The following is a 15475-nucleotide window of genomic DNA, read 5'->3' on the forward strand; positions in this document are numbered from 1 at the left end:
TATCGCCACAAACGTTTTTGCCGTGTTGATAAATTTGACTGCTACCGACATTCTCTTTCTTGCCTCGACCTGCTTGTCCGAAGCCTTCTTTTTTTTCTTTTTGGATTTCATCTTAATGTAAGATTTCCCAAATCGGATGTAACCGATTACATCCCCGATTTTTCCTGTAAATCCACCAAGGATTCCGCCTTTTAAAATTGCCATATGTTCTTTTTTTTTGTTTCTGAGTTCTTGTTAATTACTACTCTTAATTTTAATATTTTTGCTTCAAAAATGTTTGGCAGATGCCTTCTACCGTTACTGTACCGTTCCTGCACCGTTGCTGTACCGTTACTGCACCGTTACCAATAAGGTAGCAGTCGGTAAGCTTTTAGTCTTCAGAAGTAAATGTAATGGGAAAAAAAATAGGCGATGTCGCATTATGTCGTGTTATGTCGCATTATGTCGCAATTAGTACTTTATGTCGCATTTTGTACTTTATGTCGTTTTTATTGGATTAGTTACTGAAAATCAATTGTTTAGCTGCTTGTTTCTGTTTCTTGACATCTGGATTTCAGTCGCGAAAAGAACTGGGCAAATGCATTGATTTTTATTTATAGGTATTTACATTCGGTCAATCTGGATGAGGCATCTTAACATCCAGAGGCGCTTTTTTATGAATAAGTGCTCCGGCATATCCTTGCCATATAGGTATATAGCAAGGCTCTGAATGAGTTTTACTCCTTCACCCGAGTAGTAACGGTAGATACCAGTTTGCCCTCACAGCGGGTGATACGGGAACTGGAGATGCTGGTAGACTGGCAGGGTAGGCCGGATACGATCCGTTCTGATAACGGTCCGGAATTTATATCTGCCGCTATCTCGGAGTGTTGTGAAAATAACGGGATTAGCTGGCACTATATTCAACCAGGTAAGCCCACACAGAATAGCCTGATTGAACGTTTTAACAGAACCTTCAGACAGGATGTACTGGACAGCTATATGTTCGACAGTCTGGCTGAATTAAGAAAGTATGCGCAGGCCTGGGCCTGGATGTACAACAACGAAAGGCCCCACGCTGCTCTGGGATATCTGACACCTGTAGAATTCTTATTGAAATATGGAAAACTCCCAGCGCTGAACCAGCGCCAGTTTCCCACATTACAACAAGATAATAATAGCAATATGAATTGTAATTCTTTAGTTTTGAACGTAGTTCGTTAAGGGAAGATTACACCGATAGGTCGTCGATTTCGTTCAGTAGATTTTTATGAGTTCTTATTAATAGCAAGAGCTAATGGCAAAAAAATCCAATGTCCCGAAAAGTTTCAGCACCAAACACAGCTCTAGCGACGGATTCTAAGTCAAATCTCCCAGATACTAAATGGCGATTTTATTGAATTCAATTAGTCTACATGTTTGTGGTGTAATAATAAACCCTTATACTTAAACATCATGAAAAATTGTGCTTTACTTTTATTTTATCTTACCCTGGGTATCTGGTGTCCTATGAGCTCCCTTGGGCAGTCTACCGATAAACAAACTAATATCTTTAATTTCCAATATAACGGTGTCTTTTATGGTGAACTCAATGGCATATCAACAGTTCATATACCTGATACTGCCATTTACCAGGCATTGCAGTGGCTGAATGTGAAACCTGATTATAAAACGCCAAATAGTCCCATTATGCTTGGCGTGAAATTAAGTCCAAATAGGCCATTAAACATACCCTCACCTATAAAGTCTCTTTCCAAAACTTATTCGAGTTATTTCATCTCAGATGGATCAGCGGGAGTCGTTATAGCTATGGGTATTAATAAGAACAACATAGCGGACTACCTTTATCGGGTTGTCGAGAATGATAGCACCGAACTTGTTCCTTGGTCTAAAATCCCAGCTTTAGAGCAAAAATATGGTGCTAAACAACCATATGGCTTTATCGGCCGATTCCAAGCTCCAGGAAAACTTATACTTGTTGAGGTGAGAAACAAAAGAAATTTTAATATTAGGGATGGAATTATTTTCGACTGGCGGACTAACTTAAAACCTGCTCTTCAGCAAATTGCCATTTTTGCCAGAAGAAAAGGCCGGTTAGAATATGGCAGCCTTAAGGGCTCCGAATTTGCAAAAAAATTCAATCCCAGAACAAATATCCCCAGTGATTTCAAGTTTACGCAGGGGGACCTGGAACATTTACAGTTGTTTTTCAACGATCACTTCGGCCTCCCTTTCTCCATCGCTCTTCGTCGCATTGACGATAAGAACGAGAAAACAGATTTAGGTTTTCTTGAATTGGAGATGTTAGAGAATTCTAAAACCATCCAGTACAATCATTTCGATTACCCCGGTAAATACGAGATCATAGTAAATCGCATGGACGATTATGACCCCCTGCCAGAAAAGGAGGCACTTCGTATTCCATTTGAAGTATTGCCCCGGCCCTATAAATTTAAGAAACCACACATTGAAGTAGTCATCATTATCGCAGTAGTTATCCTCATCATTGGCGGGATAATCTTCCTCCGGTATCATAAACGCAGCAAAGAAAGGCTACAAAAATCAGCGCAGGAAAAACAACTGGCAAGCCTCAAACTAAAATCCATCCGCAGTCAGCTCAACCCACATTTCATGTTCAATGCACTAACCTCCATCCAAAACCTGATCAATAAAAACAACATCGAGGAAGCCAATTTTTACCTTTCTAAATTTGCCGGCTTAACCCGTCAGGTGCTAGACAGCAACAATGAAGAGCTGATCAGCCTTGATGAAGAAGTCAAGCTCCTGAACGACTACCTGCAAATGGAACAGCTCAGGTTCAATTTTAAATATGAGATCCTGGTCGATGAAAACCTCAATCAGGCCAATATAGAAATCCCGGCCATGCTTCTGCAGCCATTTGTGGAGAATGCCGTGAAACATGGCATATCCGGCCTAAAAGAACTGGGTACACTGTCCATAAAAATGATGGCTGATAGCAATGATTTGCTGTTGATCATTGAGGACAACGGCAAAGGATTTAGCGAAAAAGAAGATAACATGGGATATGGATTAAAACTCAGTGAAGAACGGATCACGCTACTAAATCAATTGTATAAAGAACAACCACTATCTTTACACCTCAAGCCGGGCAATACTGGTACATTGGTTACTATACGCTTATCAAACTGGATATCATGAAGATTAAAGCCTTAATCATAGACGACGAACCTAATAATATAGAGAATCTGCAACTCATTATCGATAAGTACAGTGCAGATGTATTTGTAGCAGGTACGGCAGATAATGCAGATGAGGGCGCGAAGCTTATTCGGCAACACGAGCCAGATCTGGTTTTTTTAGACATTCAAATGCCGGAGAAATCCGGCTTTGATTTGCTTTCAGCATTGCCCAAAGTCAACTTTGAAGTCATATTCATTACTGCCTACGACAAATACGGCATTCAGGCCATCAAGTTTTCAGCACTGGATTACCTGCTCAAACCCATCAACATTGAAGAGTTTCAAGTCGCCATTGAAAAGGCGAAACAGAGAATAGAGCTCAGCAAACAAAGCAGAAACATAGACAACCTGCTCGAGTACCTGAAAGCAGGGCAAAAGGGGGGGGCTAAGATCGCCCTGCCTACATTAAAGGAAACTATGTATGTCAGGATCAGTGACGTCGTCCGTTGCGAGGCTACCAACAACTACACGACTTTCCATTTGCAAAACAAAGAACAGGTATTGGTCTGTAAAACGCTAAAGGAGTTTGCAGATCTGCTAAAACCTCATGATTTTATCCGTACTCATCAATCTCATCTAGTCAATATGAATTGTATAAAAAGCTATTTGAAAGAGGATGGAGGTTCACTGTTATTGGAAAACCTTCAAAAGGTTCCCATTTCCAGGCAGAACAGGGAAATGGTGAAAGCACGTCTCAGTGCCGTGGGAAATTAAAGATTTCGGCAATCACTACTAACCCCAACCTTTCATCCCTAATCTGACATGAGGAAGATTTAATTATTGTATCAAAAAACGAAGATTTGGAGATAATCTCCTCATGGTGACTTTCAGTAGCCTGGAAGCAAGAATTGCCGCATTGAGGGATTAACTAAAGTAGTTTTCAATTTCCTTTATTGCGTTTTCAAGCCCGTTCTCATTTCTTATTTGTCGGCCAGTAATTGCTACATTATCCCTTATTTCATTTGTTTGAACCTTTGTTAGCGCTGAAATCAGTCTATGAGCATTAAGCTTTTTGATCGGGATATGAACGCCCAAATTCATTCGTTCTACAATTTTCCCCCAGGTTGGCTGGTCCGTATAAAATGAAATAATAACTATTGGCAGATTGTTCCTTAGCATAGTTGCCAGTGTGCCCGCACCACCATGAAATATCCCTACTTTACATTTGGGTAAAATAGCTTCGTGATTTACATATTTTGTTACAAACAGGTTTTTATGTGCCGGCAAATTTTCAAACACCGACCAGCCGGTGCAAAATAAAATCCGTTGGTTGGTTTTTGTTAAAATATCGTTTATTATAGCTGTAATTTTTTTTAAGTTGCCCACGCCGTTACTGCCAAATCCCATGTACACCGGTTTTTCGCCCTCGGCTAACCAGTTACTTAACGCTTTGGGAATTTCATCAAATGGATGATTTTCCCTGTACTTGTTTGGAATTGTTAAAACGCCTGTTATTTTATGGTTTTCTTCCCAATCGTTTGGCCGAGGAAACAGTGTTGGGCTTATGCTATTTACAACCAAAGGTTTTTGTTTGCCGATGTGATAAAGAAGGTTTTCTTTTAGCACAGGTAGTCCTAATTGTTGCCTGAATTCATTAGTCTCTTCCTTAACAAATTTCCAGTAAAAGGTATGTGCTAATTTATAAGTGAGCTTATTATACCAGGAGAAATTGAAAAAATCAAAATCAGCCAATGGGAATTCGGCGGTGGATACAACGGGTGGCATAAAATAGCTGAGCACAAGTTTTTTATTTTGTTTTTCGGCAATTGCGCTCGTAATTACAAGCGTTGCAGCATTCGCTATGATAAAATCAACCTTATCAAATCCATCCAGATAGCTTTTCCGCAACGGGACTTTTATATCGTGAAGCACTTTAAAAAAATATTTCATCAGTTTAAGGGTGTTTCCGGCTTGCAGCACGCTTTCTCCTAACGGAGAATTCATCCCTTCTTCCGCATTCCCATAAAGCGGGTGAAAAGCGATACCGAAACCTTCAACAAATACTGCAAAATTTTCAGGAGCTGCTATAGTTACCTGGTGCCCCTTGTCCATAAGTCCCAATGCTAAAGCAATATAAGGCTGTACGTCGCCCCTCGTTCCGTAAGTGAAAATTCCTATATTCAATTGTGATATGATTATTCACAAAAGTACCGTTTAATGAAAGAATTTTTTTAGAAATTGCTAAAAGACTTACGAAGCCGCTGTGCAAATGGTGATGTAAATCCGTTTTCGATTTTTAAAATTGTTGTCCTTAAAATGATTATTAATCGAGAAAAATTCTCATATTCAATTGCATGAAGAGGTTTAAGATTTTTTATCCATTATTGGGCTTAGCTATGTTGTTGACTGGTAGCTGGTCAATGTATGAATTAAAGCCACAACAAAAAAAAGCATTGATTATTTTTGATACTGACATGGGTCCGGACTATGATGATGTCGGTGCTATTGCAGTTTTGCATGCATTGGCAAATAAAGGTGAGTGCGAAATTTTGGCTACACTGGCCAGCGATGCACATCCGTCAATAGCGCCAACCATTGCCTTGTTTAACCAATATTTTGGACGGCCTGAAATACCGGTAGGATCGGCACCGGCTAATGCGCCCAGTTTTACTGCATCAAATAACTGGAATGATTCTTTGATTACGCGATTCTTTAATAAGCAGTATACCCGCGATTATCTTCCGGCTGTGACTGTATACCGGCAAGTATTGGCAAAGCAGGCGGATAATAGTGTTACAATAGTCACAGTTGGTTTTGTTTCTAATATAAGCGCTTTATTGAAATCCGGACCAGACCAGTTTTCGAAATTATCGGGAACTGAACTGGTTAGAAAGAAAGTAAAGAATTGGGTTGCTATGGCAGGCGCTTTTCCTCAGGGAAAGGAATTTAATGTAGACCAGGACGCTGCAGCATCTTTCGAGGCTTTTGCTAAATGGCCAAGACCTATCCTTTTTAGTGGATTCGAAATTGGTCAGCATATCTTAACAGGTGCAAGAGCAGCTCAGGGTGATGCCTACAGAAATCCTGTGGCTTGGGCGTACAGTTACAATCTGAAGACTTACGATAAGCAAGTTCAGGCGAACAGACCTTCCTGGGACCAAACAGCAGTATTGTGCGCAGTGAGGGATCCGGAAAGGTATTTTTATGTACATGGTCCAGGCAAGTTTGTTGCTGATCGACAGGGTGCAAATACCTGGGATGCCGATGGAGGTGCTAAACATTACTTCCTGAGTCATAAATATCCTTATAACACGATCGCAAAAGCCATTGAGGATCTGATGGTGGAGGGGCCTAAATAAAAAATTCTCAGCACGGCTAATCTGGAATTATCAGTTCCTTGCTGTAGGTCAGTTCCTTATTTTTACCTGAATATTGTATCAGGTATTTTCCGGGATAGAGGCATATCTTATGGTCTTTGCCTTTAGACCGTAGAACTGTCACATATATCGGAATGGCATTTTGATTCTTGAGATAATCAACTTGATTGAAGACTGATATCGCAATTAGGCTGTCAGTTACTCTTAAAGAATCTGGTAACCCGATATTGGTTTCTATTGGTATTTGGTTCCTTTTGAAACCAACAGGCTTATCCGGCATATTTATGTTGTTCCATAGCTGAAGGTCAGTGCCGGTTGTTGAGTCCTTATTTGTATATATGTAAACGTCTTGCCGATTATCAACTTCCAGATCGTTACAAACACTGGTCATAAGTTTTGTCTGATCTATTGTAAATGGGTTTATGCCAGTTATTTCGTGAAAAAAAGCGGCCATCCGTTTCGGTCTCATTGTTTCATCAATATGGGCATATCCCGCTAAGACAATCAATCTGTGGCCTTTCTTTAATTTTAACGTCTGATCTGCAAGGTTCTTAGCCTGCCCCTGTTCCCTATCAACCGAACTGCTTTCATAACCGATAACCTGAAATCCCAATGCAATGGCGTGATTGATAAGGTTTGCCATTACGGGATCTCGCACATAAAATCCATCGTCAAGCGTTGCAAAGCCTCTTTTCATTACGTTTGAAGAATCTCCTAGTGCCTCAAGCGCCAAGTGTGTGAATCCCTGATCACGAAGTCTATGAAGCAGCTGACCGACGAAATAAGCATGTTCAGGTCTATGATGAGCTGTGTTAAACATCACTACTTCTTTATCATGCGTTTGATTAAGTATTTCGGCGGTTGCGGGAAGCAAATTTTTAACGGCAATTGTTTCATTATTGAAGCCAATGAATGATTTTTCCGCCTTACTAACCGAATCTTGAGTGCCGCTAAATGAGTAGTAAGTGGCCAAGGCCTGGGTTAGTAAGCTTTGTTCTTTATACTTATTTCCACCAATGGGTAATATATATGGTGCAAGATAACCATGGTTCTCGAATAGCTCTTCAGCATCTTCAAATGGATTCAAAACTGGCACCATGCTTTCTCCGCTTCTGATTCTTCGAACACTGTTTATCATGATAGTGTGAAAGCCCTCTTTTGCATTCTCTCTTTCGGATTCGCCGTAATCAATGATTGATAAAAACCTATTAGTATCCAGACGGATCAATCCCTCAGTAGCTTCTACTCCTCTATAAACTATCGATTTCATTAAATAATATACCTTACGATCCAGGACATTTTTATATTCATTTAGCTTAATGTCATCAGCATTCCGAATCGACCCTACGATATTATATTTTTTAGACATGCTTGTGAATAGGAGTGGTTGGGACTTCATAAGACCGAACCTTCGAAGCACTTTTTTACAGAAGGGCGTCATTTTAATTGCCAAACTTCTTTTCTGATCGCCTATGTCCAGGTTCATATCACCATAAACAACTGCTCCTACACGAAGACTATCATTAAAATAGTAGTTGCGATACGTACTTTCAACTCTACCTCCTTCACTATACTTGAACGTTGTGCATCCAACCTGACAGAGGAATGAAACCAAGAACAGTGCACACACTATTTTAATAGGGGAGGTTTTTTTTGAGAGATTAACTTAGTCATGTTACTACCATTCTTATCTGTGAACCTAATATAACTAATTATTTAGTTATATACGGAGTAATCTTTACTGGGCCAAAGTTTCCGCCTGATAGCCTTAAACTAGCTACATTTAAATGATTGCAATTTTTGACTTCAAAATGTGCAATCCTAAAAAACCAAGGTTATCAATAACAATCTGTAAATGCGATTGTGAAGATCGCTGGAAATAGCAGAAATAATAGTATGTTCATAAAATTTTTTATATGAAGCTTTTCCCTGCAGTTCCGTCTTTCGTTAAATTTCTAGCCTGGATTTGTTTGATTTGGAGCGGAATGTTTTTCGTCACAGTTGGTTATAGTTTTTTTAATGAAGTGGAATTTAGTTGGTCTAGTTTCAAAACTAATAATTTGCTATCTCCACTTGGAATGTTAATTGTTTCTTTCTGGTTGATGAAAGGACTAGTAAGCTATGGTCTTTTAAAAGGGGAGATTTGGGCATATAAGCTAGGCTTAATTGACGCGGCTGCAAGTACTTTCCTATATATTGTAGCTGCCATTCATCCGTTTATCTATTTTAATCCTGAAGCGACCAGGACATTGAATTTTTCTGAGATATTATTTTTCCTAGTCTACTTTCTATTTATGAGGAGTAGAAATCAATATCAACTTGCTCAACAACAGATTATTATCCATGATAAATAAAGACATTCATGTAGTTTTCAATGAATCTGCCGGAAACACACTAATACGAAGTAAGGTTCTTAATCCTGAAAATTCAGAAATTGTTGTCTTTCGGGATTGTCAAAATATAGGTCCAGTCTGCGGTTTGAATTCGTCGAAAGAAGAACAAGAACTGAGAACTGAGTGGTTGTGGGATGTTTACGGCGGTTATCTGAATCCATATGAAGAGAGAGTTCTTTACATTGTAGAGGAGGATTTACATTCCATTTCTACCATAATTAATTATGCTCTGGCGGGTAACAAAATTTACCTATGGACCGGTATGGATGGTGCTGAAATAGCAGCAACAGGTAGATTAATAAATTACCTGCCAAATAATTTGCCTAACATTTTAAAGGTGGATTTTCCTGGCGCTCAACTTCCATCATTTAGTGAAAGAGATAATTTTATAAATCTATTACATTGTGTAAAAGTAACTCAAGTTGCACAACTCATTGATAACTTTCATCCTTTGACACCAGAAGAATATTCCAGTTTTAAAATGATCGGAAAATACCTTCTGGACTGTAAAGGTGAATTGAGGATACTTCAGGATGATTTTACGCTCAAAGAGGAGCAGGTTAGCTATTTCGATCAGATTTTGATAGAACATTGCAACACTGAATTTAAACCATCAGCCCTAACTGTAGGATATACTCTGATGGCTATCAATTTTCAAGTTGGTGATGGGTTTTTGAATTGGCGATTAAAGGAACTCGCAAAAAGTAATAGAGTTGCTTACAAAGGCGAACTTAAAGGATTGAGGGATTATGAGGTAAAAGCATAAGCGGGTACAGTGGCTAGATTAAATATAGAATTGAAAGAGGAAACTTTAATTAGTTTTGAATTATGAACTGGATCACCCGCGAAAGACCAAAGATAGACCGCATTGCCTGTCCTTGGCTAATCACGAATTTCATTGATGCGGAAGCGAAGTTTTTTTATGTGCCTTTTGATTCATGGCGCCAATTGTAAGAGGTGCAGATACAGATCAACACGGCCTCGCCAGTCAGGCTTCGGGGCTATGGGCTATTGCAGCAGGAATGGCGCACAACATCAAAGACGATCAGGAATTGTTAAAAGCCGGTATGGTTATTTACGATGCCTTATATACTGTTGACCAGTATGGCTGGCTTAATGAACAGGAGTTTGTAGATGCTGTGGCTGTTGTCATGATTACACCCGGTCCGGTGGTGATCACAGTCGCTTTCATCGGTTATTTAGTTGCGGGTTTTCCAGGCGCTTGCGTAGCCGCTTTCGCAACCTTTTTACCCTGCTATCTTTTTACAGTGGCATTGGCCCCATCTTTCAAAAAAATAGCAAAGAATGCCAGTATTAAGGAATTTGTAAACGGGATTACCGCGGTGGTTGTTGGCGCCCTGGTAGGGGCGGTAGTCATCATAGCAAGCAGGGCGATTGTGGACATCCCTACTTTCATCATCGCAATAAGTGCTGGCCTGACACTGATTTATATCAAAAAAATCAAAGAACCGCAGATTATTCTATTGGCTGCGGTCATCGGTATTCTTATAAAGAATTTCTGATTTAATCTTCCACAAGAATTGTTAAAAGCCGTACCGTCAACTATATTAAGTGACAGTGATAGACAAAAAAAATAAATAATTCAATCTGCGATACTCTATAGTGTGGGGGTAAATGGAGGTATTTGAAATCTTCGCTGAGGAGAGAATGAGCATTAGGATATTGAGTTAGAATTAGTTATTATTGATAAGCATTCATTAAACAAAAAGAAAATGAGGACACTAACGATCTTGTTTGTGCTGGTATTTGCTATATCTGCATGCAAAAAAACAAAAGATGAAAATAGCAATACATCGACATTGAAGGTGATGCTTACCTCGCCGGTTGATGGTGCTACCGTTCAAACAGGCAGTGAAGTTCCATTTACCTGGTTTTCCTCGTCTTCAGATAATAGTGTCCAGATAATGCACAAAATCAAGATCGTTGAAATAACAGCAGATCAGTCTCCGGAACAGGCTTATAGAAGTAATAAACCCCACTTTGAAAAAGACAGCTTAAAAGAACTGCTTGTTGTGCTTCCTCGTAGTGCAGCATCGCCAGGCTAGGTATTAGGTAAGAAGTATGCCTGGGGTGTGACTGCTACTCAAAAAGGCCTGACCTCTACGGGTGGCGAGAGTAAGGTGTCGATGTTTACTGCGATTAGATAAATAATAAGAATAGCGGGCAAGAATACCGCCCCGCCTAGTGTAAGGCAATTGGCATGCAGGATGGAAATGGCGGTAGTGGTAGCTTTTTTTAGGCCAATGGTGGAATTTATATCCGGATGTTGTGATGGACTATACTAAGGCAAGGGTAGCGGAGGGTACTTTGGCTATGGCTGAGGGTGCTGCGGTTTCAGCTGAAAACGAAGGGCTGAAATTTACCTGGGATGTACCTGCGGATTTGGACTGGAATGAGCAAGGACACCTAGCCATGACGCTGGCTTATTTTCCATTGCTAAACAGGGCAGTGTATTGCCTGGCTGGCGCTAAAAGGAAAGATGGTGTGGACTTGCTGTACATTCCGCAGGATCTGAAAGGAGAATACATGGAAACTTATCTTTCGTTTATAGTGGTAGGTAATAATGAGGTGGCAGACAGCGTGTATACAGGTAGTGTGAACAAGCTGGCATAGCAGTGTTTGGTAAAATTTTTGCATTATATGGTACTGTTTCTTCATTTTTATAATTGTGTTTGTTTTTTTACTATCTTCAACTTTTATTAGATAATGTAATTTTTACACTATGGTCTTTTTGTCCATCGTTTTAAATCAATTGTCTATTGATACGAGAAATTGCAGTAATAACTTTACAAAAATTAACCAGATATACCTCGCCTTTAGGCCAAACCGTAGACGGGTGAATCTTTATTTAACACACAATATGAACTTTTTCAATCAAAAAAACACAATTAAACTAGGCCTGGCGCTTTTTGTAGCGGTGGGTATTTATGCTTGTTCGAGCACCAAACCGGGCGGCAAATCTGCTTCAGGCCATCCTGAAACTAAACTGGGCTGGAAACTGGGCTCGCAGGCTTATACCTTCAAAGAATTTACTTTCTTTGATGCGGTAAGGAAGATAGACAGTTGCGACCTGCGTTTTGTAGAAGCATTCCCTGGACAGACCATCGGTGGTGGTATAGCAGGCAAAATGGGTCCGGATATGGACGATGCTACCAGGAAAGCAGTGTTAGCTAAATTAAAAGAAAGCAATGTGCAAATGAAAGCTTTTGGTGTAACCGGAGCTGGTGATGAGGCTGGCTGGATTAAATTGTTTGAATTTTGTAAAGCAATGGGTGTAGAGACGATCACGTCTGAGCCTAATGAAAAAGATTTGCCGTTGATATCTAAACTATGTGATAAATATGATATCAGAATGGCTATCCATAACCACCCTGATCCATCTCACTACTGGAATCCTGATGTGGTATTGAACGCCATCAAAGGTCAAAGCAGCCGCATCGGTGCTTGTGCTGATATAGGCCACTGGGTACGCTCTGGTCTGGACCCCGTAGAATGTTTGAAAAAACTGGAAGGCCATGTGTTTCATTCACATATGAAAGACCTGCATGAAAAAGGCAAAGGTGGCCATGATGTGCATTGGGGTGAAGGTGTATCCAACATTGCTGGCGTAATAGCTGAGATGAAGAGACAGAATTTTAAAGGAATGATCTCTGCGGAGTATGAGTACAACTGGAAAAGCAATAGCCAGGATGTAGCTGCAAGTGTGGTGAATTTCCGTGAGTTGTTGAGAAAATAAGTAAAAGAATAACATGATGAAATTATCATTTTTGAAACCAGTAACGGCCCTAGCGCTGTTATTGGTTTCAGCATTTATAGGGAATGCACAAACGGCGGCCAAGCCTGATGAAAACAGGTTTACCAAGGTGGTGCTTCAGCAAAAACTGGAAGAGCCCATTCAGTTTCAGATCCTGGCTGATGGCAAGGTGCTGTACGCAGAGCGAAAAGGTAAACTGAAGCTCTACGATCCGGCAAAGAATAAAATGGAAGTATTGGCCGAACTTTCCGTAAGCCGCGAGTATGTGAGCAAAACTGGTGAGCATTCTGAAGGGGAGGATGGCCTGCAGGGCGTAATCCTGGATCCGGACTATGCGGTAAACCACTGGATCTATATTTACTATTCTCCTAAAACTGAGTCGGTAAACAGGCTGTCGCGCTTTACCTGGGCAGGTGGTAAACTAAATCTGGCAACAGAGAAAAAGATACTGGATGTGCCTGTACAGCGCGAGGAGTGCTGCCACGTAGGTGGGGGTATGTTGTTTGATAAAGACAAAAACTTGCTACTGAGCACGGGCGATAATACTTTCTCCAGGTCATCTGATGGCTTTACGCCGATAGATGAACGTCCGGGAGAGGGTCCGCGTGATGCGCAGAAATCGTCTGGTAACACGAATGACCTGAGGGGCAAGATATTGCGTATCCATCCTGAAAAGGATGGTTCGTATACCATCCCGGAAGGCAATTTGTTTCCGAAAGGAACGCCTAAAACGAAGCCGGAGATCTATACGATGGGCAACAGAAACCCATGGAGGCTGACGATCGATTCTAAAACCAACTGGTTGTTTTGGGGTGAGGTAGGGCCTGATGGTTCTAACTCATCTGAACTGAGAGGGCCAAAGTCTTATGACGAGTTTAACATCGCCAAAAAAGCGGGCAACTATGGCTGGCCTTATTTCAATGGTAAAGAGGCATACAGGTATTATAACTTTGCGACCAAAGAATCGGGTGCATGGTATGATCCTTTGAAACCTGTGAATAATTCGCCTAACAATACAGGACTGAATGTGCTGCCGCCTACGGTAGATCCTTTTATCTGGTATCCTTATGCAGCAAGCGAGCAGTTTCCGGAAATGGGAAGCGGCGGCCGGAGTGCAGTAGGTGGTCCGATATTCCATAAAAGTGATTTCAAGAACGCGAAGGGCTTGTTCCCTGCCTATTATGAAGGCAAATGGCTGATCACTGACTGGGTGCGTGGCTGGCTGCTGTCTGTGACATTTGACGAGCAGGGAAACTATGTATCGATGGAGCGTTTCTTGCCCAACCTGACCCTGCGCGGTCCGATAGACATGAAGTTTGGCCCGGATGGCAGTTTGTATGTACTGGAATATGGTAACGGTTACTTTAAGGACAATCCTGAAGCTGAACTGATAAAAATAGAATACAACGGGGGCAACAGAAAGCCGACAGTACAGGTAGCTGCTGATAAGACGGCAGGTGCATTGCCGCTGAAGGTTTTGTTGTCTTCTCAGGGTACCACTGATGCTGATGGAGATGTGCTGAAATATGCCTGGAAAATAACTAAGGCCGGGGTGGTAACTCAGAGCAGTACTAAAGCAAATCCTCAGATCATACTGGCACAGTCTGGTGTGTATAAAGCCACATTGACGGTGACTGATCCTAAGGGAGCAACCAATAGCAAGTCGGTAGAGATCGCTGCGGGTAATGCGGTCCCGGTAGTGAGTTTTGCTTTTACCAGGGGCAATAGCAGCTATTATTTCCCTGATAATACCATCGACTATGTGGTGAGTGTATCGGACAAGGAAGATGGTAGTCTGGCCAACAAGCGCATCACGCCATCGCAGGTGTCTGTATCGATCAATTACCTTTCTGAAGGGTATGACATGACGGTGGTAGCACAAAGGCAAAAGACCTTTGACGCCAGCGCACAGTATGCTGTGGCAAAGGGGCTGATAGGCAAGAGCGATTGTAATGCCTGCCATGCTTTGGATACCAAATCTTTAGGCCCGTCATTTACAGAGGTGGCACTAAAATATAAAGGAAACGATGCTGCACAGGCTGCTTTGGTTAAAAAGATAAAAGAAGGTGGCTCGGGAGTATGGGGCGATGCAATGATGCCTGCGCACTCTACGATGCCTAATGCTGAGCTGAATACTATTGTAAAATATATATTGAGCCTGAGCAATAAATCGCAGGTGCAGAAAAGCCTGCCGGTGACGGGTAGCTATATGACCAAATTGCCGGCTGAGCAGACGAATAAAGGAAGCTTTATCTTTAGAGCGGCCTACCAGGATAAGGGAACCAAGCTTGCTCCTGCACAGTTTGGCGAAAGTATCGTGGTATTGCGCAATCCGACGGTATTGGTAAACGAAACGGCTAAGTCTAACGAGATCGCGTTTAACGGCGACAGATCGGTAGCTACTGCGAAAAGCAAGGGTGCCTATCTGCAGTTGAGCAATGTAGACCTGACGGATATTAAGAGCATGGAGTTTACAGGGGCGGGCAACAATCCTTTAGGTTCTATTGAGGTACGGATCGGTTCGCCGGATGGCACTATGATAGGAAAAGCCAGCGGTACAGGTGGTAATGGAAACGCTACTGCACAGATCACTTCTACCAGTGGGCGTCATCATGTTTTCTTTGTATTTGGAGAGGCTGAGGCAAAGATAAAAGCGATCAGCATGGTCAATAAGTAGTTTTTACTGCAAATAGATTAAAAGGTATATACTTTGCTTTGTGCAAGGTATATACCTTTGTCATATAGTGACATACTAAAAAAAGATTATCTTTGACATGGGATTAATAGACT

General features: G+C 41.2%; 15 protein-coding genes. 12 read left to right on the top strand and 3 right to left on the bottom strand.

Going from position 1 to position 15475, the window contains the following annotated elements; all coding sequences use genetic code 11:
* A partial coding sequence (locus EZ437_RS13840; RefSeq protein WP_225869589.1) for a DUF6266 family protein occupies positions 1-204 on the bottom strand: 204 nt, incomplete at its 3' end.
* A gap of 501 nt (positions 205-705) precedes the next feature.
* Between EZ437_RS13840 and EZ437_RS13845 the strand changes: the two genes are divergently transcribed.
* The 3 genes from EZ437_RS13845 to EZ437_RS13855 all read left to right on the top strand — a co-directional run bounded on the left by EZ437_RS13845 (position 706) and on the right by EZ437_RS13855 (position 3914).
* A complete protein-coding gene (locus EZ437_RS13845) occupies positions 706-1203 on the top strand; it encodes an integrase core domain-containing protein (RefSeq protein WP_131596655.1) in 498 nt (165 codons plus the stop codon).
* 231 nt (positions 1204-1434) lie between these two features.
* On the top strand, positions 1435-3159 hold the full coding sequence (locus EZ437_RS13850) for a sensor histidine kinase (protein WP_131596656.1): 1725 nt from the start codon (positions 1435-1437) through the stop codon (positions 3157-3159).
* Entirely contained in the window at positions 3156-3914 is a 759-nt protein-coding gene (locus EZ437_RS13855; RefSeq protein WP_131596657.1) for a LytR/AlgR family response regulator transcription factor, read from the top strand. The genes EZ437_RS13850 and EZ437_RS13855 overlap by 4 nt, the downstream gene beginning before the upstream one ends.
* A gap of 150 nt (positions 3915-4064) precedes the next feature.
* Here EZ437_RS13855 and EZ437_RS13860 read toward each other — a convergent pair whose 3' ends face one another.
* Positions 4065-5324, bottom strand: a complete 1260-nt coding sequence (locus tag EZ437_RS13860; protein ID WP_165500423.1) for a glycosyltransferase — start codon at positions 5322-5324, stop codon at positions 4065-4067.
* A gap of 170 nt (positions 5325-5494) precedes the next feature.
* Here EZ437_RS13860 and EZ437_RS13865 point away from each other — a divergent pair, with 170 nt between their 5' ends.
* A complete protein-coding gene (locus tag EZ437_RS13865) occupies positions 5495-6499 on the top strand; it encodes a nucleoside hydrolase (protein ID WP_131596659.1) in 1005 nt (334 codons plus the stop codon).
* 16 nt (positions 6500-6515) lie between these two features.
* Here EZ437_RS13865 and EZ437_RS13870 read toward each other — a convergent pair whose 3' ends face one another.
* Entirely contained in the window at positions 6516-8003 is a 1488-nt protein-coding gene (locus EZ437_RS13870; protein ID WP_131596660.1) for a hypothetical protein, read from the bottom strand.
* A gap of 430 nt (positions 8004-8433) precedes the next feature.
* Here EZ437_RS13870 and EZ437_RS13875 point away from each other — a divergent pair, with 430 nt between their 5' ends.
* From EZ437_RS13875 to EZ437_RS13905, 8 genes are all read left to right on the top strand, one after another.
* Entirely contained in the window at positions 8434-8871 is a 438-nt protein-coding gene (locus EZ437_RS13875; RefSeq protein WP_131596661.1) for a hypothetical protein, read from the top strand.
* Positions 8861-9676 carry a DUF3658 domain-containing protein gene (locus tag EZ437_RS13880; RefSeq protein WP_131596662.1) on the top strand — a complete coding sequence of 272 codons (816 nt, stop codon included), beginning with the start codon at positions 8861-8863 and terminating at the stop codon, positions 9674-9676. The genes EZ437_RS13875 and EZ437_RS13880 overlap by 11 nt, the downstream gene beginning before the upstream one ends.
* Positions 9677-9738: 62 nt before the next feature.
* Positions 9739-9864: a chromate resistance protein ChrB domain-containing protein gene (locus EZ437_RS21750; protein ID WP_205942726.1), complete on the top strand. Its 126-nt coding sequence runs from the start codon at positions 9739-9741 to the stop codon at positions 9862-9864.
* Positions 9849-10433, top strand: a complete 585-nt coding sequence (locus EZ437_RS13885; protein WP_225869590.1) for a chromate transporter — start codon at positions 9849-9851, stop codon at positions 10431-10433. The genes EZ437_RS21750 and EZ437_RS13885 overlap by 16 nt, the downstream gene beginning before the upstream one ends.
* Positions 10434-10643: 210 nt before the next feature.
* A complete protein-coding gene (locus tag EZ437_RS13890; RefSeq protein ID WP_131596663.1) occupies positions 10644-10976 on the top strand; it encodes a hypothetical protein in 333 nt (110 codons plus the stop codon).
* Between the two features lie 223 nt (positions 10977-11199).
* Positions 11200-11544, top strand: coding sequence for a DUF6266 family protein (locus tag EZ437_RS13895; RefSeq protein ID WP_262708923.1), 345 nt, complete (start codon positions 11200-11202; stop codon positions 11542-11544).
* Between the two features lie 247 nt (positions 11545-11791).
* The gene (locus EZ437_RS13900) at positions 11792-12667 is read left to right on the top strand and encodes a sugar phosphate isomerase/epimerase family protein (protein ID WP_131596665.1); all 876 of its coding nucleotides are present in this window, start codon (positions 11792-11794) and stop codon (positions 12665-12667) included.
* Between the two features lie 13 nt (positions 12668-12680).
* Positions 12681-15362, top strand: a complete 2682-nt coding sequence (locus EZ437_RS13905) for a PQQ-dependent sugar dehydrogenase (protein ID WP_205942716.1) — start codon at positions 12681-12683, stop codon at positions 15360-15362.
* Positions 15363-15475 lie beyond the last annotated feature (113 nt).

Source organism: Pedobacter psychroterrae (assembly GCF_004331695.1).
GTDB lineage: Bacteria > Bacteroidota > Bacteroidia > Sphingobacteriales > Sphingobacteriaceae > Pedobacter > Pedobacter psychroterrae.